The sequence below is a fragment of the Rhodococcus sp. P4_C10 genome, assembly GCF_056402135.1.
Genome location: NZ_JBFUHZ010000060.1, coordinates 1 through 19,099, shown reverse-complemented (window position 1 = coordinate 19,099; position 19,099 = coordinate 1). Strand labels below are relative to the sequence as shown.

At 70.3% G+C, this 19,099-nt stretch carries 17 protein-coding genes and 2 pseudogenes; 12 read left to right on the top strand and 7 right to left on the bottom strand.

Annotated features, from left to right (window positions below):
• Positions 1–14: 14 nt before the first annotated feature.
• Both AC1DWC_RS24875 and AC1DWC_RS24870 read right to left on the bottom strand, forming a co-directional pair.
• Positions 15–1,031: a DUF1648 domain-containing protein gene (locus tag AC1DWC_RS24875; protein WP_477912342.1), complete on the bottom strand. Its 1,017-nt coding sequence runs from the start codon at positions 1,029–1,031 to the stop codon at positions 15–17.
• A gap of 61 nt (positions 1,032–1,092) precedes the next feature.
• On the bottom strand, positions 1,093–1,572 hold the full coding sequence (locus tag AC1DWC_RS24870) for an SdpI family protein (RefSeq protein ID WP_477912340.1): 480 nt from the start codon (positions 1,570–1,572) through the stop codon (positions 1,093–1,095).
• Positions 1,573–1,730: 158 nt separating this feature from the next.
• On the opposite strand from AC1DWC_RS24870, the pseudogene leuS reads away from it, so the two are divergent.
• A pseudogene (leuS, locus tag AC1DWC_RS24865) lies at positions 1,731–4,382 on the top strand (leucine--tRNA ligase); the annotation flags it as partial.
• A 28-nt stretch (positions 4,383–4,410) separates the two neighbouring features.
• Here leuS and AC1DWC_RS24860 read toward each other — a convergent pair.
• A complete protein-coding gene (locus tag AC1DWC_RS24860; RefSeq protein ID WP_477912338.1) occupies positions 4,411–5,829 on the bottom strand; it encodes a lipase family protein in 1,419 nt (472 codons plus the stop codon).
• A gap of 266 nt (positions 5,830–6,095) precedes the next feature.
• On the opposite strand from AC1DWC_RS24860, the gene AC1DWC_RS24855 reads away from it, so the two are divergent.
• Positions 6,096–6,470 (top strand): nuclear transport factor 2 family protein, encoded by a 375-nt coding sequence (locus tag AC1DWC_RS24855; RefSeq protein WP_477912336.1) that lies wholly within the window; start codon positions 6,096–6,098, stop codon positions 6,468–6,470.
• An 86-nt stretch (positions 6,471–6,556) separates the two neighbouring features.
• Here AC1DWC_RS24855 and AC1DWC_RS24850 read toward each other — a convergent pair whose 3' ends face one another.
• Positions 6,557–7,174 carry a hotdog family protein gene (locus AC1DWC_RS24850; protein WP_477912334.1) on the bottom strand — a complete coding sequence of 206 codons (618 nt, stop codon included), beginning with the start codon at positions 7,172–7,174 and terminating at the stop codon, positions 6,557–6,559.
• A 219-nt stretch (positions 7,175–7,393) separates the two neighbouring features.
• Here AC1DWC_RS24850 and AC1DWC_RS24845 point away from each other — a divergent pair, with 219 nt between their 5' ends.
• From AC1DWC_RS24845 to AC1DWC_RS24825, 5 genes are all read left to right on the top strand, one after another.
• Positions 7,394–8,554 carry a 3-ketosteroid-9-alpha-monooxygenase, oxygenase component gene (locus tag AC1DWC_RS24845; RefSeq protein ID WP_477912332.1) on the top strand — a complete coding sequence of 387 codons (1,161 nt, stop codon included), beginning with the start codon at positions 7,394–7,396 and terminating at the stop codon, positions 8,552–8,554.
• 52 nt (positions 8,555–8,606) lie between these two features.
• Complete coding sequence (locus AC1DWC_RS24840) at positions 8,607–9,788, top strand: acyl-CoA dehydrogenase family protein (protein WP_072846489.1); 1,182 nt, start codon at positions 8,607–8,609, stop codon at positions 9,786–9,788.
• Between the two features lie 47 nt (positions 9,789–9,835).
• Positions 9,836–10,741: a biphenyl-2,3-diol 1,2-dioxygenase gene (gene bphC / locus AC1DWC_RS24835; RefSeq protein ID WP_477912330.1), complete on the top strand. Its 906-nt coding sequence runs from the start codon at positions 9,836–9,838 to the stop codon at positions 10,739–10,741.
• Between the two features lie 227 nt (positions 10,742–10,968).
• Positions 10,969–11,838, top strand: a complete 870-nt coding sequence (locus tag AC1DWC_RS24830) for an IclR family transcriptional regulator (RefSeq protein WP_072846487.1) — start codon at positions 10,969–10,971, stop codon at positions 11,836–11,838.
• Positions 11,835–12,770, top strand: coding sequence for an alpha/beta hydrolase (locus AC1DWC_RS24825; RefSeq protein ID WP_477912328.1), 936 nt, complete (start codon positions 11,835–11,837; stop codon positions 12,768–12,770). Before AC1DWC_RS24830 ends, AC1DWC_RS24825 begins: the two co-directional genes overlap by 4 nt.
• A 25-nt stretch (positions 12,771–12,795) precedes the next feature.
• Here AC1DWC_RS24825 and AC1DWC_RS24820 read toward each other — a convergent pair whose 3' ends face one another.
• Positions 12,796–13,413, bottom strand: a complete 618-nt coding sequence (locus AC1DWC_RS24820) for a PadR family transcriptional regulator (protein WP_477912364.1) — start codon at positions 13,411–13,413, stop codon at positions 12,796–12,798.
• Between the two features lie 199 nt (positions 13,414–13,612).
• Here AC1DWC_RS24820 and AC1DWC_RS24815 point away from each other — a divergent pair, with 199 nt between their 5' ends.
• Positions 13,613–14,128, top strand: coding sequence for a flavin reductase family protein (locus AC1DWC_RS24815; protein WP_477912326.1), 516 nt, complete (start codon positions 13,613–13,615; stop codon positions 14,126–14,128).
• 95 nt (positions 14,129–14,223) lie between these two features.
• Positions 14,224–14,604, top strand: a complete 381-nt coding sequence (locus AC1DWC_RS24810; protein ID WP_477912324.1) for a helix-turn-helix domain-containing protein — start codon at positions 14,224–14,226, stop codon at positions 14,602–14,604.
• A 3-nt stretch (positions 14,605–14,607) separates the two neighbouring features.
• Here the strand turns inward: AC1DWC_RS24810 and AC1DWC_RS24805 are convergent, their stop codons facing one another.
• Complete coding sequence (locus AC1DWC_RS24805) at positions 14,608–16,230, bottom strand: AMP-binding protein (protein ID WP_477912322.1); 1,623 nt, start codon at positions 16,228–16,230, stop codon at positions 14,608–14,610.
• Between the two features lie 138 nt (positions 16,231–16,368).
• Here AC1DWC_RS24805 and AC1DWC_RS24800 point away from each other — a divergent pair, with 138 nt between their 5' ends.
• From AC1DWC_RS24800 to AC1DWC_RS24790, 3 genes are read left to right on the top strand one after another with little or no spacing between them, the layout of a single operon-like run.
• Positions 16,369–16,740, top strand: a complete 372-nt coding sequence (locus AC1DWC_RS24800) for a nuclear transport factor 2 family protein (RefSeq protein ID WP_477912320.1) — start codon at positions 16,369–16,371, stop codon at positions 16,738–16,740.
• A 17-nt stretch (positions 16,741–16,757) separates the two neighbouring features.
• Positions 16,758–18,437 (top strand): FAD-binding protein, encoded by a 1,680-nt coding sequence (locus AC1DWC_RS24795; protein ID WP_477912318.1) that lies wholly within the window; start codon positions 16,758–16,760, stop codon positions 18,435–18,437.
• A 17-nt stretch (positions 18,438–18,454) separates the two neighbouring features.
• Positions 18,455–18,712, top strand: coding sequence for a hypothetical protein (locus tag AC1DWC_RS24790; RefSeq protein WP_072846479.1), 258 nt, complete (start codon positions 18,455–18,457; stop codon positions 18,710–18,712).
• A 147-nt stretch (positions 18,713–18,859) separates the two neighbouring features.
• Here AC1DWC_RS24790 and AC1DWC_RS24785 read toward each other — a convergent pair.
• Positions 18,860–19,099: pseudogene (locus AC1DWC_RS24785) on the bottom strand (ABC transporter ATP-binding protein); the annotation flags it as partial.

Here is a 19,099-nt window from a genome sequence, read left to right as displayed (position 1 = left end):
CCCGGTGACCGGGATCAGGTGCTGTGCTGGTTGTGAAATCTTCTGTCCGCCAAAGTGTTCAGGGCGCCCGCGATCTCCTCCGCACGCGCCGTGGTGACGGTCAGCCGCTGGCCGTTCGCCGCGGTGAACACCACCGCCGGGCCGGAACGGGTGGCCACCGCGTAGTTGCCGCGGCCCTTGACCCGCAGGCCCCACCCGCCGAAGTCGCGGAACGGCTGGACCTCGTCCACCTTGGCGCCGATGAGCTCCTCGACGCCGTAGTGCACGGTGTCCATCCCCATGTTGCGCACGTGCAGGCCGGTCTCGTCGACGGTGACCCGGTACCGCAGCAGCGAGAGCGTCAGCAGCCCCACCGCGCCGAACACTGGGAACAGCCACCAGGAGTCGGCCAGCCGGCACAGCCCCACGGTGACCGCGCCGCCGCCGATCACCCAGCAGGCGGCGGCGACGGTGCTCAGGCCCAGCTGGTCGACGATCGGCAGCTCCACCGGTCCGCGGGGCAGGCCCGGGTCGGGCGGTGCGTCGGCCGCGGCGCGCTCGCGGTGGTCGCGCAGCAGGGCGGCGCCGAGGGCCCCGACCGCGAGACCGGCCACCAGGCCCACCGCGAGGGCGGACATCGGCATCCGCGCGTCCGCCGCGTCCGCGAGGTCCAGTTGCGCCCACAGCAGCGCGATCCAGGCTGCGGTCAGCAGGCCGACCACGCCGAGGCCGATCAGCAGCATGGTGCGCCGCATCATCAGCTGGGCGCCGGCCAGCGCCGCGAACGCGCTGCAGCCGCCGCCGACCAGGACCAGCACGATCGCCATCGTGGTGGCGGTGGACCACGCGGAGCCGAAGCCGTCGGGGGTCTGACCGGACCAGTGGGTGGCGATCGGCGCGGGCAGCCGCGACGACCAGAGCCAGGTCAGCAGCAGGCCCGCGGCGGCGGCGAGGACGGGGATCGCGATCCCGAACAGGGCGCCGGCCGGGTCCACCGCGCGGGGCTGCGACGGGGCGGGAGGCACGGGCCGGGCGGCCGCGGAGTTGCTCATGGCGGCGATTCAACCAGCCGCGTGAGGGAGCTCACCCCCGGCGGTGCGCCGGTGGCGGGTGTTACGAGGGCAGGCAGGCGCCCTTGAGGGCGCACGACCCGCAGGAGTCCATCCCGCAGTCGGCCGCGGCCGCCACGTCGGCGGGCGTCTCCGCGGCCGGCTCGGGCGCGCTGCCGCAGTTGCAGTCGTTGCCGCAGCCGGACGCCGCGGCGGGCATCGCGGCGGCGGCGCGGGAGCCGAGGGATCCGCCGTAGCCGGCGGTGACTAGGGCCGCGACCATGGCGACGAGGGCCACCGCGATCCCGGTGACGCCGCCGAGGACGAGGGCGCCGACACCGCCCATGACCAGCAGCAACGCCGCGGCGAGCAGGGTGGGCCCGGCGATCCGGTTGGCGAGGGCGAAGGACTCCTCGGTGGCGAGCGTGTCCGGGGTGCGGACCCCGGCCCAGCGGTTGCGCGGCAGCCTGCCGGCGAGTCCGGCGACCGCCACTCCGCCGACGACGACGGCGACTACGAACAGCACGGTTGCAAGGATCAGCACGGCCCCATGGTACGTGGAGGACCGCGGGCGGGGGCCGCTGGGCCGAACCGTTTACCCTGGTGGTCGGAGATCCCTACCTGAAATCGGGGACTCCGCCAGCTCCACGCCCGTATCCCAGGCACCCCCCGAAGCCGAGCGCAGAGAAGACAGCGAATCACGTGAGCAGCCCAGTGCAGCAGTCAGCGGACGACGCGACCCCCCAGCACCGATACACCGCGGAACTCGCGGGCCGGGTCGAGCAGCGGTGGCAGGAGCTGTGGCGCGAGCGCGGCACCTTCAACGCACCGAACCCGGTCGGCGACCTCGCCGGCGACCTCCCGGCGGACAAGCTGTTCGTCCAGGACATGTTCCCGTACCCGTCGGGCGCGGGCCTGCACGTCGGGCACCCGCTCGGCTACATCGCCACCGACGTCTACGCCCGGTTCCACCGGATGCACGGACACAACGTGCTGCACACCCTCGGCTACGACGCCTTCGGCCTGCCCGCCGAGCAGTACGCGGTGCAGACGGGTACCCACCCGCGCACCACCACCGAGGCGAACATCGCGAACATGCAGCGGCAGCTGCGCCGGCTGGGCCTGGGCCACGACGAGCGCCGCTCGCTGGCCACCACGGACGTGGACTTCTACCACTGGACCCAGTGGATCTTCCTGCAGATCCACGGCGCCTGGTACGACACCGACCTGAACAAGGCGCGACCGATCGCGGAGCTCGAGGCCGAGTTCGCCGCGGGCACCCGGGKGCCCGACGGAGACCGCGCCTGGGACCAGCTGACCGTCGCCGAGCGGGGTGCGGTTCTCGACTCGTACCGCCTTGTCTACCAGTCGGATTCGATGGTCAACTGGTGCCCCGGTCTGGGTACCGTGCTGGCCAACGAGGAGGTCACGGCGGACGGCCGCAGCGACCGCGGCAACTTTCCGGTGTTCCGTAAGCACCTGCGGCAGTGGATGATGCGGATCACCGCGTACTCCGACCGCCTCACCGACGACCTCGAGTACCTGGACTGGCCGGACAAGGTCAAGTCCATGCAGCGCAACTGGATCGGCCGTTCGCACGGCGCCCAGGTGCGGTTCGAGGCGGGCGAGCTCGGCATCGAGGTGTTCACCACCCGGCCCGACACCCTGTTCGGCGCGAGCTACGTGACGCTGGCCCCCGAACACGAGCTGGTGGACCAGCTCGCCGCCGAGTCGTACCCCGAGGGCGTCGACGCCCGCTGGACCGGCGGCGCCGCCACCCCGGCCGAGGCCATCGCGTCCTACCGCTCGGCGATCGCGGCGAAGACGGACCTCGAGCGCCAGGAGAACAAGGAGAAGACCGGCGTCTTCCTGGGCACCTACGCGGTCAATCCCGTGAACGGGCACCGGGTTCCGATCTTCATCGCGGACTACGTGCTCACCGGGTACGGCACCGGCGCGATCATGGCCGTCCCCGGTCACGACCACCGTGACTGGGAGTTCGCCAACGCCTTCGGCCTGGACATCCTCGAGGTGATCTCCGGCGGCGACGTCACCGAGGCCGCGTACACCGGCGACGGACCGCTGGTAAACAGCGACTACCTCGACGGGCTCGAGGTCGCCGACGCCAAGAAGGCCGTCATCGAGCGGCTCGAGGCGGACGGACACGGCCAGGGCACCATCCAGTACAAGCTGCGGGACTGGCTCTTCGCCCGTCAGCGCTACTGGGGCGAGCCGTTCCCGATCGTGTACGACGCCGACGGCATCGCCCACCCGCTGCCGAAGTCCGCTCTGCCGGTTGAGCTTCCGGAGGTCGAGGACTACGCACCGGTGTCCTTCGACCCGGACGACGAGAACTCCGAGCCCTCTCCCCCGCTGGCGAAGGCCGCCGACTGGGTGAACGTCGAGCTCGACCTCGGCGACGGGATGCAGAGCTACCACCGCGACACCAACGTGATGCCGCAATGGGCCGGCAGCTCCTGGTACCAGCTGCGCTACATCGACCCCACCAACCAGGACGCCTTCTGCGCCCCGGAGAACGAGGCGTACTGGACCGGTCCGCGTCCGGACATCCACGGCCCCAACGACCCCGGCGGCGTCGACCTGTACGTCGGCGGCGTCGAGCACGCGGTGCTGCACCTGCTGTACTCGCGGTTCTGGCACAAGGTGCTCTTCGACCTCGGGTACGTCAGCTCCTCGGAGCCGTACCGCCGGCTGTTCAACCAGGGCTACATCCAGGCGTACGCGTACACCGACGCGCGCGGCGTCTACGTGCCCGCGGACGAGGTGACCGAACAGGACGGCAAGTTCTTCTACGAGGGCGCCGAGGTCAACCGCGAGTACGGCAAGATGGGCAAGTCCCTGAAGAACTCCGTTGCGCCGGACGAGATCTGCGACGAGTACGGCGCCGACACGCTGCGCGTCTACGAGATGTCGATGGGCCCGCTGGACACCTCGCGGCCGTGGGCCACCAAGGACGTCGTGGGCGCCCAGCGCTTCCTGCAGCGCGCCTGGCGGACCGTCGTCGACGAGGAGACCGGCGCCGTGCGGGTCACCGAGGACACGCCGACCGAGGACACGCTGCGTGCGGTGAACCGGGCGATCGACGGCGTCAACGCGGACTACGCGGCACTGCGCGACAACACCGCCGCCGCCAAGCTGATCGAGCTGACCAACCACCTCACCAAGGCGTACCCGGCCGGGGCGCCCCGCGCCGCGGTCGAGCCGCTGGTGTTGATGCTCGCCCCGCTGGCCCCGCACATCGCCGAGGAGCTGTGGAACCGGCTCGGGCACGAGGCGTCGCTGGCGCACGGCCCGTTCCCGGTCGCCGAGGAGAAGTGGCTGGTCGACGACACCCGTGTGATCGCCGGGGCCACGGGCGTTTTCAGCACTCGTTGGGTGCGGCTTCCCCGCGCAGCCGGGCGTCGACCCAGTCGAATGCCCCGGGGTTCCCGGTGAGTGCGGCGAGGAGGTGTTCGCCGGGTACCTGCCGGTACACCGCGGGCACGCCGTGGCCGCACTGCTCGTCGTACAGGTTGCGTGAGCCGAGTGCCGGGACCCAGAACTCCTGACCGCCGCTGTAGATGTACAGCGGCGTGCCGGACTTGCGGTCCGCCATCTTCATCTTTGTGTAGATCTCATGTGCCACAGGTGAATCCAGTGCGCGCCGGATGTTCGCGAGCGCCTCGGCCGGTATCCCGGGGATGCCGGCGAGGGCGAGGGTGTTCGCGCACTGGTCCTTGATGGACGTGATGCCCATCTGCTGTCCGAGACTGTTGATCAGCGGCAGTATCTCGGTGTTCTCCCTCGCGATCCCGAACACCGCCGCGAGGAACAGTCCCCCGGCGAGGTTGCCGTTCATGGTGCGTCCGAGCATCTCGAAGTCCGCCGGTACCCCGCCCATCGCGGCGCCGACGATGTCGCCGGCCAGTTCGGGGGCGTACGTGTCGATCAGCTTGACCGCGCCGTGCGTCGCGATCGCGCCTCCGGAGTAACCCATCATGGCGAGCTTGCTGGCGCCGAATTCGGCGGGGAACACGGCGCGCAGGCCTCGGATGGAGTCGAGGATCGCGTGCCCGGCGACGAAGGGTTCGGCGTACGCCATCCGGGGGCCCTCGTGGTCGGTGATCAGCACCGCGTAGCCGCGTTCCTCGGCCTTCGTGGTGTCGGCCGGGAGAATGTCGAAGAAGTTCTCCGACTGCGTGATCCCGTTCCCGAGGGTGTGTCCCGGGGTGCAGGACCGGCCGAGGCCGTTGATCGGCACGTTGTTGACCAGGATCGGGCGCGGTCCCGGACCGGGCCAGGGCGCGGCGGGCACGACGAGGGTCGCGGTCGCGAACGACGGCGCGCCGGCCGAGTCGGTGCTCCTCACCTTGATCTGGCGCACCTCCCGGACCGGCCCGCGCAGGAGCGCCCGGGCGGCCGGCGTCACGTCGCGGGTCTCGATGACCTGGCCGTTGGTCATGCCGGGCAGGCCGGGCGGGTATTCGTCGAAGAACGGGTCCCCGACCGGTTTGGGCTGCATCTTGACGTACAGCGTCTCGAGGGGCGGCGGGGGATCGAGGTCCGGCCCCGGGATCACCGAGCCGACCACGCCCGGAATCGCGGACCCCAGCGGCGACCCGGCCGCCGAGCCGGTCCCGAGGGAACCGGTGATCATCGTCGTCCCGTTCAAGGGTGAGCCGTCCGAGGCGGTGCCGTCCGTCAACGACCCGGCACCGACCGACCCCTCACCGCCCGCGCTGCCGGTGGACTGGGCGAAGGCCGTGCCGACCGCCGCGCCACCCCCGACCCCGACTGTCACCGCTAGAGCGGCGACGCACATTCGAACCCAGAGACCCCCGTACTGGATATGCATGGGCGGCACAGTAGCACCGGAAATTCCTGTCCTGACGGGCATTTCGGCGACACGGCCGGTCGTGTTGCGAGTGGCGGCCGGACGTTCAGGACGAACCGGGCGAACCGGTCGCGGCGTGGACGGCCCGGGCGGCCTCGGTTCCATGGAATACGGTCGGCATCGCCGGTACCCTCAGCACTAGAACAGGTTCTAACAAACGAAGGGGTACCGGCATGGCGGCATCACGCGAAGACATTCTGAACACCATCGAGGGCTACGTGAAGTCGGTGGCAGGCGGCACCGTCGACGACGTGCTCGCGCTCTACGCGCCCGGCGCCACCGTCGAGGACCCGGTGGGCACCGAGCTGCGCACCACGGAAGAGTCGCTCCGCGAGTTCTACGGCATCATCGAGCCGCTCGAGCAGACCGGCGAGCTCGGCATCGTCAAGATCGCGGGCAACGAGGCGGCGTTCAACTTCGTGCTCACCACCACGATGGGCGAGAACAGTGTCGAGATCTCCGTCATCGACGTGATGACCTTCGACGACGACGCGAAGATCACCAGCATGAAGGCCTACTGGGGCCAGGAGGACATGGTCGCCCGCTGACCCCGTCGTCGAGTGTGCGCCTACCGGCGGATCGCCCGAGTGGCGACCACCCCCAGGTGCACACTCGGCGTCCGGCGGCGGCGCTCTCAGCTGGCGACGGCGAACGTCGCCCAGGCGCGGGCCGCGACCGCGCCGCCGGTACGGGTCGCGGTCAGCGCGACGTCCACCCGCGGCTCACCGTCGGCCACGTACTCGGCCACCACCTCGCCGGTGCAGTGCAGCGGCTCCCCCGCCGGCACCGGTCCGGTGAAGCGGGTGCGGAAGCGTCGTACCTGGTCCGGGCCCAGCCAGTCGGTCGCGTAGTTCGCCAGCTGGCCGGCCGCGATCGCGTCGGCGTCGCCGTGCGGCCCGTGCGTCCACGAGTCCGCCACCAGGCGGCCCTCCGGGTCACGGAACTCGGTCACCCGGTCGTCGGCCGCGCCCCTAGTCACCGCGGTCAGCCGGTCGCCCGCGCGCGGCGGCGGCCCGAAGAACCGGCAGTCCTGCTCGGCCGGCACCGCGCTGTCCACGGCATCGCCGGCGGCGATTCCCTCGAAGCACAGGTAGACCGGCGGCACCACCGGCCGCTCGTCGTCGCGGTAGGCGCGATGGGTGGCGTGCGTGGCGTCCGCGAACTCGCGGATCCGCCCCCGCTCGATGTCCAGCACGTAGCGCTCGCCTGCGGCTTCGGGCGCGTAAACCTCGCCTGCGGTCGAAACTGACATCGCCGTACCTCCTCGATCACTTCCTCTGTGGCGACCGTAGGTCCGCCGGGCGCCACCCCGGACACGACTTCCCGCTGATCGGGAGGTACGGACGACCGGCGTGCTGGGCGGGGACGAAAGGCTCCCGGTCAGCGGGAAGCACTACTGAACTCACGTGACGTGACTGCGGAGTATGAAACGCATCACAGGCCAGACATGAGCGTGAGAGAAGAGGTAGCGATGTCGCTGCAATCCAAGTCCGACGCCGACCAGGTCCGGGTCATCGAGGCGGCGGCGGCCCCGGCCCGGTTCGCCCGTGGCTGGCACTGCCTCGGCCTGCTGAAGTCCTTCCAGGACGGCAAGCCTCACGAGGTCAAGGCATTCGGCACCTCGCTGGTGGTCTTCGCGTCCGAGTCCGACGGCAAGATCAACGTCCTCGACGCGTTCTGCCGGCACATGGGTGGCAACCTCGCCCAGGGCACCGTCAAGGGTGACTCGATCGCCTGCCCGTTCCACGACTGGCGCTGGGCCGGCAACGGCAAGTGCAGCGGCATCCCGTACGCGCGCCGGGTGCCGCCGCTGGCGAAGACCCGGTCCTGGCCGACGCTCGAGCGCAACGGTCAGCTGTTCGTCTGGCACGACCCGCAGGGCAGCAAGCCCACCGACGAGGTGACGATCCCCGAGATCGAGGGCTACGGCACCGACGAGTGGACCGACTGGAGCTGGAACTCCATGCTGATCGAGGGCTCGCACTGCCGCGAGATCATCGACAACGTGGTGGACATGGCGCACTTCTTCTACGTGCACTACTCGATGCCGACCTACTTCAAGAACGTCTTCGAGGGCCACACCGCCACCCAGTTCATGATCTCCAAGCCGCGGGCGGACATCGACAACGGCACCAGCTACGACGACCCGAACTCGCAGCTGAGTTCCGACGCGTCGTACCACGGCCCGTCGTACATGATCGACCGGATCCTCAACGAGGTGAACGGGATGACGATCGAGACCCTCCTGATCAACTCCCACTACCCGGTCTCCGACAACTCCTTCCTGCTGCAGTACGGCGCGATGGTGCGCAAGCTCCCGGGCCTGTCCGAGGAGGAGAACAACGGCATCGGGTCGCAGTTCATCACCGGGCTGGAGATCGGCTTCGAGCAGGACATCGAGATCTGGAAGAACAAGTCGCCCATCGACAACCCGCTGCTCTCCGAGGAGGACGGCCCCGTCTACCAGCTGCGCCGCTGGTACAAGCAGTTCTACGTGGACGTCGAGGACGTCACCGAGGACATGACCGCGCGGTTCGAGTTCGAGATCGACACCACCCGGGCCCTGCAGAGCTGGGACCAGGAGATCGCCGAGAACCTCGCCAAGGGCGCGCCGGCGTCCGCCGACGCCTGACGCAGACCGCGTCCCCAGCCACACACCGCAAGAGAAGACAAGGACACCGAAGATGAGCAACAGGCCACTCGACAACATCGCGGCCATCGCCGACCAGCTCCGCGACCAGGCCACCGAGGCCGAGCGTCTCGGTCAGCTCCCTGACGAGACCGCCAAGAAGCTCAAGGCCGCCGGACCGATGAAGCTGTTGCAGCCCAAGAAGTACGGCGGATTCGAGGCCCACCCGCGGGAGTTCTCGGAGACGGTGATGAAGGCCGCCTCGCTGGACCCCGCCACCGGCTGGGTGTGCGGCATCGTCGGTGTCCACCCGTGGCAGCTGGCGTTCGCGGACCCGAAGGTGCAGGAGGAGGTGTGGGGCCCGGACAACGACATCTGGATGGCCTCCCCCTACGCGCCCACCGGGATCGCGAAGCCGGTCGACGGCGGCTACATCTTCAACGGCCGCTGGCAGTTCTCCTCCGGCACCGACCACTGTGACTGGATCTTCCTCGGCGCCATGGAAGGCGACAAGGACGGCAACATGGCGCTGCCGCCGCGGATGCTGCACATGATCCTGCCGCGCAAGGACTACGAGATCGTCGAGGACTCCTGGAACGTGGTGGGCCTGCGGGGCACCGGCTCCAAGGACATCATCGTGCGCGACGCCTTCGTCCCGTCCTACCGGGTGATGGACGGCGACGAGGTGATCAACGGGACGGCGCAGAAGAACGCCGGCATGACCGAGACCCTGTACAAGATGCCGTGGTCCAACATGTTCCCGCTCGGCATCTCCTCCGCCGTCGTCGGCATCGCGGAGGGCGCGCTGGCCGCGCACCTGGACTACCAGCGCGACCGCGTCGGGGCGCAGGGCACCGCCGTCAAGGACGACCCGTACGTGCTCTTCGCCATCGGCGAGGCGGCCGCGGACATCAACGCGGCGCGGCAGGAACTGCTGGCCAACGTGGACCGGATGTGGGACATCGTCGAGTCCGGCCGCGAGGTCACCTTCGAGGAGCGGGCCGCCGGCCGCCGCACCCAGGTGCGGGCCGCGTGGCGTGCGGTCGGTGCCGTCGACCAGATCTTCGCGCGCTCCGGCGGCAACGCGCTGCGCATGGACAAGCCCCTGCAGCGGTACTGGCGCGACGCGCACGCCGGCCTGGCGCACGCGATCCACGTGCCCAGCACCGTGTACCACGCGTCGGCGCTGACCTCCCTCGGCATCGATCCCGCGGACAACCTCAAGTCGATGATCTGACCGTCTCTCTCGGCATCGAACTCCAAATACCAAGAAGGGCAGCAGAAATGACCGACATCAAGGGACTGGGATACATCAAGGTCCAGACCAACGACATGGAGCGCTGGCGCACGTTCGCCTTCGACGTGCTCGGCTTCGCCAAGGGCTCCGGCCCCGACGCCGACGCGCTCTACCTGCGGATGGACGAGCGGGCCGCCCGCATCGTCGTGGTCCCGGGCGAGTCCGACGAGATCGTCACCATCGGCTGGGAGGTCCGCGACCATGCCGCCCTGGTCCGGGTCACCGAGGCCGTCGAGCGGGCGGGCATCGCCGTCAAGCCGCTCTCGCTCGAGGAGGCCGACGCCCGCCGGGTCGAGGAGGTCGTCACCTTCCAGGACCCGGCCGGCGCGACGCTGGAGATCTTCCACGGCGCCGTGCTCGACCACAGCCCCGTGGTGACCCCGTTCGGCGCCAAGTTCGTCACCGGCGCACAGGGTCTCGGCCACGTCGTGCTCCCGACGATGGACCCGAACGGCGCCTTCGACTTCTACACCGACGTGCTCGGCTTCCTGCCCCGCGGCGCGTTCCGGATCCCGGCACCGCCGGAGTTCGGGCCGATGCGGGTGCGCTTCATGGGCGTCAACGAGCGCCACCACAGCCTGGCGCTGTGCCCCGCGCCGCACGGCGGAGCGCCCGGCCTGGTGCACGTGATGGTCGAGGTGGACACCCTGGACGCGGTCGGACAGGCGCTGGACCGGGTGGTCAAGGACGGCTTCTCGGTGTCCTCGACGCTGGGCCGGCACACCAACGACAAGATGGTCTCGTTCTACGTCCGCGCCCCCGGTGGCTGGGACGTCGAGTTCGGCACCGAGGGCAAGAAGGTCGACGAGAAGTACTACTCCGCGGAGGAGATCACCGCGGACAGCTACTGGGGCCACGACTGGTCCGGCAGCGAGCCGCTCGCGGCGATGTAGGTCGTAACGCACAGGTCACAACGCACAGGTCACAAACGCACAGGTAGCACCGTCAGGGGCCCCGGGTCGAGTCATTCGACCCGGGGCCTTTCCGCGTGTGCGATTCGTCCGGTTCCGAAATTGGGGTGTGACAGCCGACACCTCCCGTGGTATCAATAGGTATATTCCTAATCGAAACACCGTGGTCGGACCCCCTGCCGATCACCGTGCGAACCTGGAGGACCCACATGACCACACAGGTCGAGACCAGTACCCCGAGCGCCGTCCTTGATCGCGTCTCGCTGGTGCTGGATGCCTTCGACGGTCCGGGCCGGCTGACGCTCGCGCAGATCGTCCGCCGCACCGGGCTGCCGCGGTCCTCCGCTCACCGGATGCTCGAGCGCCTGGTGCAGATGCGGTGGCTGCGTCGTCAGGGCCGCGACTACGAGCTGGGCATGCGGCTGGTGGAGTTGGGTTCGCTGGCCGTGCACCAGGACCGGATGCACCGCGCGGCGCTGCCCTTCCTGCACGAGCTGCACCGGGTGACCGGTCAGGTGGTGCACCTGGCCATCCTCGACGGGTCCGACGTGGTCTACCTCGAGAAGATCGGCGGCCGGATGGCGGCGGCCATCCCGACTCGGGTCGGCGGCCGCTACCCCGCGCACTGCACCGCCGTCGGCAAGGCGCTGCTCGGGTTCGCCACCGATGCCGAGCTGGCCGCGGTGGACGCCGACCTGCTGGCCCGCAAGACCAAGTACTCCATCTCCACCGGCGCCCAGCTGCGCACCGAACTCGAGAAGGTCCGCGCCCACGGCATCGCCTACGAGCGGGAGGAGTCGGTGCCGGGCTTCAGCTGTGTGGCGGCGCCGATCGGCAACATCGGCGAGGCGATCGCGGCGGTCTCGATCTGCGGACCCGTCACCGCGATGCGGCTCGACCACCGGCTCGCCGCCCCCGTGCGGATGGCCGCGATGGGGATCTGGCGCAACATCGAGGGCGGCCCGGTCCGGGTGCAGCCCACCCTGCAGCAGCAGTCCCGGCCGCTGCTCGGCGGCCCGTCCGCCGTCCGCACCCGGCCCGCCGCGATCGCGCCGACGCAGGACCTGCAGTACGCATGAGTCTCGATGCGGAGGTGGCGGCGCTGCTCGGCGCGCTGAACACCGGATTCCCGAAGGTCGAGACCATGACCGGGGCACAGGCCCGCGCCGCCGTCCGGGCGCGACTCCAGTTGCCTGCCGAACCGGAGCCCGTCGGCGGTCTCGTCGAGGCAGCCGTGCCCGGCCCCGCCGGCGAGATTCCGGTCCGGATCTACCGTCCCGCAGACACTTCCGACGCCGCACTTCCGGCGGTGGTGTTCGCGCACGGTGGCGGGTTCGTGTTCTGCGACCTCGACACCCACGACGGCTTCTGCCGTGCGATGTCCAACGGCACCGGCGCGGTGGTGGTCTCGGTGGACTACCGGCTGGCGCCGGAGGCCCCGTGGCCCGCGGCGGCCGAGGACGTCTACGCGGTGCTCGACTGGGTACACCGCGGGGCCGTGGATCTGGGCGTCGATCCCGACCGGATCGCGGTGGCCGGCGACAGCGCGGGCGGCAACCTCGCCGCGGTGACCGCACTGCTCACCCGTGACCGCGGCGGTCCGGCGCTGGCGGCGCAGGCGCTGCTGTACCCGGTGATCGCCGCGGACTTCGAGACCGAGTCGTACCTGGCCTACGGCGAGGGTTACTTCAACACCCGCGCGGCGATGCAGTGGTACTGGGACCAGTACGTGCCGGTCGCCGACCGGGAGCACCCGTACGCCTCACCGATCCGGGCGCAACTGGCCGGCCTGGCGCCGGCCGTGGTGCTGACCGCGGGCTTCGACCCGCTCTGCTCGGAGGGTGACGCCTATGCGGAAGCGCTTGCCGCGGAAGGTGTTCCGGTGACCCTTCGGCGCTACGACGGGGCCATCCACGGGTTCGCCACGATCGGTGCGCTCACGATTGCCCGGCGCGCGCAGAAGCAGCTGTGGGCGGACCTGTCCGAGCTGCTCGGCGGCGTCGAACGCTGACGGCGGTCCGGTCGGCGGGTCGCCGTCAATCCAGGTCGGGGTTCTCTTCCTCGGTCTCCTGGGCGACCTGCCGCCAGACGCCGGGGGCCGGCTTCGGGAAGCCGGCGTCGTCCCCGTCCTTCACCTGGGAGAGGACGGCGTCGGCCTTGTCGATGTCGGCGATCAGCTGCTCGGCCAGCTCCCGTTCCGCGGCGTAGTAGCGCTCCGACCACCGCAGCACGATCTGCGAGTACGCCCACGCGGGTTCCTTGTCTGCGCCCAGGGCGTCGGCGGCCGCGCGGCGTTCCATCTTCTTCACGTACTCGATGTGCTCGCGCAGGATTTCCTTGAGCCGGGCCGGCTCGTTGAGGTGACCGAGCCAGATGCGGAGCATCACACCGTGTTTGAGGATCGGCGGGTCGATCGGCGCCTCGTTGGACCACCGGCGCACCGCCTCGGTGCCCGATTCGGTGATCTTGTACAGCCGCCGGCCGCGCACGCCGTTGTCGTGCTGGACCCGGGAGGTGACGAACCCGTGCGTCTCGAGCTTCTTCAGCTCGGTGTACACCTGGCTGAAGGACGGGCTCCAGTAGAAGAACTTGATGGACCAGTCGGCCCACTTCTTCAGGTCGTAGCCGGAGAGTTCCTCGTCGAACGCGAGCATGCCGAGTACGGCCCAGCTCGTCGCGGGGAGATTGGGTAGATCCGACTCGGGGGCCGATTCGGTCGATGGCACCGGCCAATGCTATCAATCGGTATTCGCGTCGCAGCAGGTCGTGAGACCACTGACCGGGACACCGGATGGTGCGTTGCGCTGCAGCACCCGATTCTGGTCGTGCACATTCTGTCAGGAGGAGACACCCATGAGCGCAGAGATCACCGTCGTCGACGAGACCGCCCTTTCGGCCCCCGATGCCGCCACTCTGAGGAAGGTGATGGGGCACTTCTGCACGGGCGTCGCGGTCATCGCGGCCCACGACGGCGACCGGCCGCTCGGCTTCGCCTGCCAGTCGGTGGTGTCGGTGTCCCTGGAGCCGCCGTACATCTCGTTCTGCCCCGCCAAGACCTCGACCAGCTGGCCGCTGCTGCGCGAGGCCGGCAAGCTGTGCATCAACATCCTGGCCGCCGACCAGAAGGACGTCTGCTCGACCTTCGCGGTCAGCGGCGGCGACAAGTTCGCCCAGATCGACTGGGCCCCGGCCGACAACGGCGCCCCCGCGCTGGCCGGTGCGCTGGCCCGGATCGAGGCGACCGTCGAGCTCGAGCACGACGCGGGCGACCACACCATCGTGCTGGCCCGCATCACCGGCCTGACCGCGGACGCGGACGGCAGCCCCCTGTTGTTCTTCAAGGGCGGCTTCGGCGGCTTCGCGGTCTGATCCGCCGGAACGTGCCTGCGTGAGATCGTGTCAGGCGGGGCGGCCGCCGGTCGCCCCGCCTTCCGGTCTCCACCACTGACGACAGGGACGTTCGAATGAGCATCGACCACATCGTGCCCGCGCTCGATGCCGCCGCTGCGGCCCGGATCCGGGCGGCCCTCGAGGCACTGCCCGACGCGGCGCCCGCGGAGTCGGAGGTGGTCGTCGACGGCGTCGCCGTCCCGGTCCCCGCGCCCGTGCGCGAGGCCGTCCTGCAGCTGCTCGCGCACCTGGGTGCCGGCGAGGGCGTCGGCCTCGGCCCGGTCGCCGACCTGCTCACCACCTCGCAGGCCGCCGAGGTCCTCGGCGTCTCCGACACCTACGTGCGCCGGCTCGCCGACGCGAAGGAACTGCCGATCGAACTCCGCGGGACCCACCGGCGCTTCCGGCTCGCCGACGTGATGGCGTACCGGGCACGGTTTCCGCGCACCAAGTAGGCGTCAGCGGGCGCGTCTGCCCGCCAGTTCCCGCAGCGCCCGGCGCGAGGGCTTGCCCGACGCCAGCCGCGGCAGCTCCGCCAGCGTGATCACCGCCGTGGGCACCTTGTAGCCGGCCAGCTCGGCCCGGCAGCGGTCCAGCAGGTCCCGCACGGACACGGTCTGCCCGGGCACCGGCACCACGTAGGCGACGCCGCGTTCGCCCAGCCGTTCGTCCGGCACCCCCACCACCGCGACCTCCGCGACCGCGGGCGCCCGGCTCAGCACCTGCTCGACCTCCGAGGGGTAGACGTTGAAGCCGCCGACGATGAAGGTGTCGCCCAGGCGGTCGACGATCCGCAGCTCCCCCGCCGCGTCCAGCACCCCGACGTCGCCGGTGTGCAGCCAGCCGTCGGGGTCGATCGCCGCCGCGGTGGCGTCCGGGTCCTCGTAGTAGCCGCTGGTCACGTTGAACCCGCGCACCAGCACCTCCCCCGCCGTGCCCGTGTCGACGGGCCGGCCGGTGGCGTCGACCACCCGCACCTCGACGCCGGGCAGCGGCGGCGCGCCGAGCGCGGCGGCGCTGGTGTCGCTCGACGGGTACCGCGCGCTGACGGTGCCGGTGGTCTCCGTCAACCCGTAGCCCGTCACGATCAGCTCGATCCCCAGCACGTCGCGGATCCGGTCCAGCAGTGCCGCGGTGACCGTGGTGGCACCGGTGACGGCGAGCCGCGGCGGCCGGTAGGCACTGGCGCCGCCACTCCGTAGCGCGCCCATCAGGTCGGTGAACAGGGTCGGCGGCCCGGAGAGCACGGTGATCGACTCCTGGCCGATCCGGTTCAGCGTGGTCGCCGGGTCGAAGACGTCGACCGCGACGTAGCAGCCGCCGGAGAGCAGCGTGGCCAGCAGCCCCGCGTTCAGGCCCATCGAGTGCGAGAGCGGGGTGACGCCGAGGATCCGGTCGCCGCTGCCGATGCCGAGGCGGCGCGCGAGGTCGTGGTAAACCCGCAGCAACTGCCCGTGCCGCACCACCACGCCCTTGGCGTCCCCGGTGGACCCGGAGGTGGACATGACGTAGGCGATGTCGTCAGGGCCGGCTGCACCGCCGACGCCGGGCCTCAGGTCCACCCGGCGCGGCGCCGCGGCGGCCGCGAGGAACTGCGCCCAACTGGTCAGGTGGGCGTCGGGTTCGTTGAAGAAGTCGACGATCTGGCGCAGCCCGGGCAGGTCGCGCACCGGGCCGTCGGTGCCGGTGCCGCCGGCCGCCGCCCGGAGCATCGCCGAGTACCCGGTGCCGAGGAAGTCGTCCGCGACGAACAGCAGCCGGGCGTCGGTGCGGCGGAGCAGTCGAGCGGCCTCGCCGCCGCGGGCCCGGGTGTTGATCGGCACCACCACCGCGCCGATCGAGTGCGCACCCAGCGCGACGACGCCCCAGCGGACGGAGTTCGGCGCCCACAGCGCCACCCGGTCGCCGCGCCGGACGCCCGCGGCGGTCATTGCCGTGCCGACCTGGAATGCGGCTGCCGTGAGGCCCTCGTAGGTCAGCCGCTCTCGTCCGTCCACGACGGCCTCGCGGTCGGCATGCCGTCGTGCGGCCTGCACCAGCACCGTCCACACGGAGCCCGTTGTGAGCTCGCCGACCTCCATGAATCTGGAAGGTACCCGAGTTCGGAGATCCGCGGCACCCCTCGGATTGCTCCCGCTGGGCGGGAAGCGGGGGCACCGCGCAGGGACCTGAGTGTCTACCGTCACAGTTCATCACAGCCACACAGCCCGGGAGAGATCATGGCCTCAGCAGACGACATTCGCGCCACCGTGTCGAAGTACCTCGATGCGGTGGGCGGCGGCACCTCCGCCGATGTCGCCGCCCTGTACGCGGACGACGCGACGCTCGAGGACCCTGTGGGCACCGAGCCCAAGGTCGGCCGCGAGGCCATCGAGAAGTTCTACGCCGCGCTCGACGCGGTGCAGAACACCACCGAGCTGCTCGCCGTCCGGGTCTCGGGCAACACCGCGGCGTTCCACTTCCGGGTGGTCACCGTCGCCGGGGAGCAGACCATCACGATCGAACCGATCGACGTCATGACGTTCGACGACCAGGCACGCATCACGAGCATGCGCGCGATCTGGTCGCCGGACGACATGACGATCGTCTGACCCGAGAGAGAACGAACATGACTGCAAGCGAACAGAACTGGGACCACGAGGTCGACTTCCTCGTCGTCGGCAGCGGTTGTGGCGGTCTCACCGGCGCCCTGGCCGGCGCCGATCGCGGACTCGACACGTTGATCATCGAGAAGGCCACCGTCTACGGCGGCACCACCGCCCTGTCCGGCGGCAACATCTGGATCCCGAACAACCCGACGCTCACCCGGGAGGGGCTGGCCGACTCCCGCGAGGACGTGCGCCGCTACCTCGACGCCGTGGTCGGCGACACCGTGCCCTCGGCGAACCTCGACGCGTTCATCGACAACGGCCCGCAGACCATGGAGTTCCTCGAGAACACCAGCAGGCACCTGCGGTTCCAGTGGTGCACCGGGTACTCGGACTACCACCCGGAGCAGCCCGGCGGCCGCGCCGCCGGCCGCACGATCGAGCCGCTGCCGTTCGACCTCAAGGCGCTCGGCGAGGACGAGAAGCTGCTGCGTCCGGGTGCGCTGGCGACACCGGCGGGGCTGTACATCACCTCCAAGGAGTTCGCGAAGCTCAACATGGTGATGCGCACCTGGGCCGGCCGCCGTGCGGCGCTCGGTACCGGCTGGCGCGCGGTCAAGAGCCTGATCCTGCGTCGGCACATGGAGACCCTCGGGCAGGCGCTGATCGGCCGGCTGCGGCTGGCCGTCAAGGAGGCCGGCGTCCCGCTCTGGCTGGGCACCCCGATGCAGTCCCTGGTCACCGACGACTCCGGCGCGGTGGTCGGCGTGGTGGCCGAGCGCGGCGGCGTCCCGGTCCGTATCCGTACCCGCAAGGGCGTGCTGCTGGCCAGCGGCGGGTTCGAGCAGGGCGAGCAGATGCGCAAGCAGTACCTGCGCGAGGGCGGCAAGGAGAACTACAGCGCGGGCTCGGTGGACAACACCGGTGACGGCATCGTCGCGGGCGAACAGGTCGGTGCCGCACTGGATCTGATGGACGACGCCTGGTGGATGCCGTCGTTCCAGCGGCCCGACGGCATCATGCACGTGCTGGTCTCGGAGCGGTCCATCCCGCGGTCGATCATCGTCGACCAGTCGGGCCGCCGGTTCACCAACGAGGCCGCGCCGTACGTGACGTTCGTGCACGAGCAGATCGCCGGGCGGCACGAGCCGATCTGGTTCATCTTCGACGGCAAGGCCAAGAACCGCTACCAGTTCGGCGGCGTCATGCCCGGCCAGAAGTTCCCGAAGTCGTGGTTCGCGACGGGGCTGATGCACCAGGCCGACACCCTCGGCGAACTCGCCTCGGCGATCGGCCTGCCGTCGGCGCAGCTGGCCGAGACTGTCCAGCGGTTCAACGGTTTTGCGCGGGACGGCAAGGACGAGGACTTCGGTCGCGGCGAGAGCGCGTACGACAACTACTACGGCGACCCGACCCTGCCGGCCCCGGCCATGGACGTGCTCGACCAGGCGCCCTACTACGCGGTCCGGATGCAGGCGGGCGACCTGGGTACCAAGGGCGGACTGGTCTACAACGAGCACGCTCAGGTGCTGCGCGCGGACGGGTCGGTGATCGGTGGGCTCTACGCGACCGGCAACACCTCCGCCGCCGTGATGGGCAACGACTACGCGGGCGCCGGCGCCACCATCGGCCCCGCGATGGTGTTCGGCTATGTCGGGGCCCGGCACTGCGCCGCGTCCGAAAAGTCTACGGACGACTAGGGATACGAGGAAACGACATGCAGGAACTGAGCTGCACCAGTTGCGGCAACCGGGTGCTGGTGGAGAAGTACAGCCCGACCCACACCAGTGTCCAGTGGCTGACGGACGCGGAGAAGTCCTGTCCGGACTTCGCTCGGCAGGCCGCGGAAGGCGTGCACAGCAACTGGGTTCGGACCTGCCCGTCGTTGCGGGACTCGATCGAGGAGGCGGCTCGCAAGGGCGTGCTCGAGACCGATTCACCCCGCAGCTATCCGGTACCCGGTCGACTGATGTAGCCCTCGGTTGAACGACGAAGGCCCCGCCGATGAGGCGGGGCCTTCGCCGTCTGGGAGCACCAGCCCGTCGAGGTGGCCGTCACGGTCCGATACATCTCGCCGAATCCCCCGCCTCCCAGGCGCCGGGAGACAATGTCGGCCTTGCGCTCAGGCGAGCTGGATGAGCTCCAGGTACTCCTGCGACCAGTGGTCCTCCTGGCCGTCGGGCAGCAGGATGACCCGCTCCGGGTTCAACGCCTCCGCCGCACCCGGGTCGTGCGTGACCAGCACCACCGCGCCCTTGTAGCTGCGCAGCGCGTCGAGCACCTGCTCGCGGGAGATCGGGTCCAGGTTGTTCGTCGGCTCGTCGAGCAGCAGCACGTTCGCCGCCGACGACACCAGCCCGGC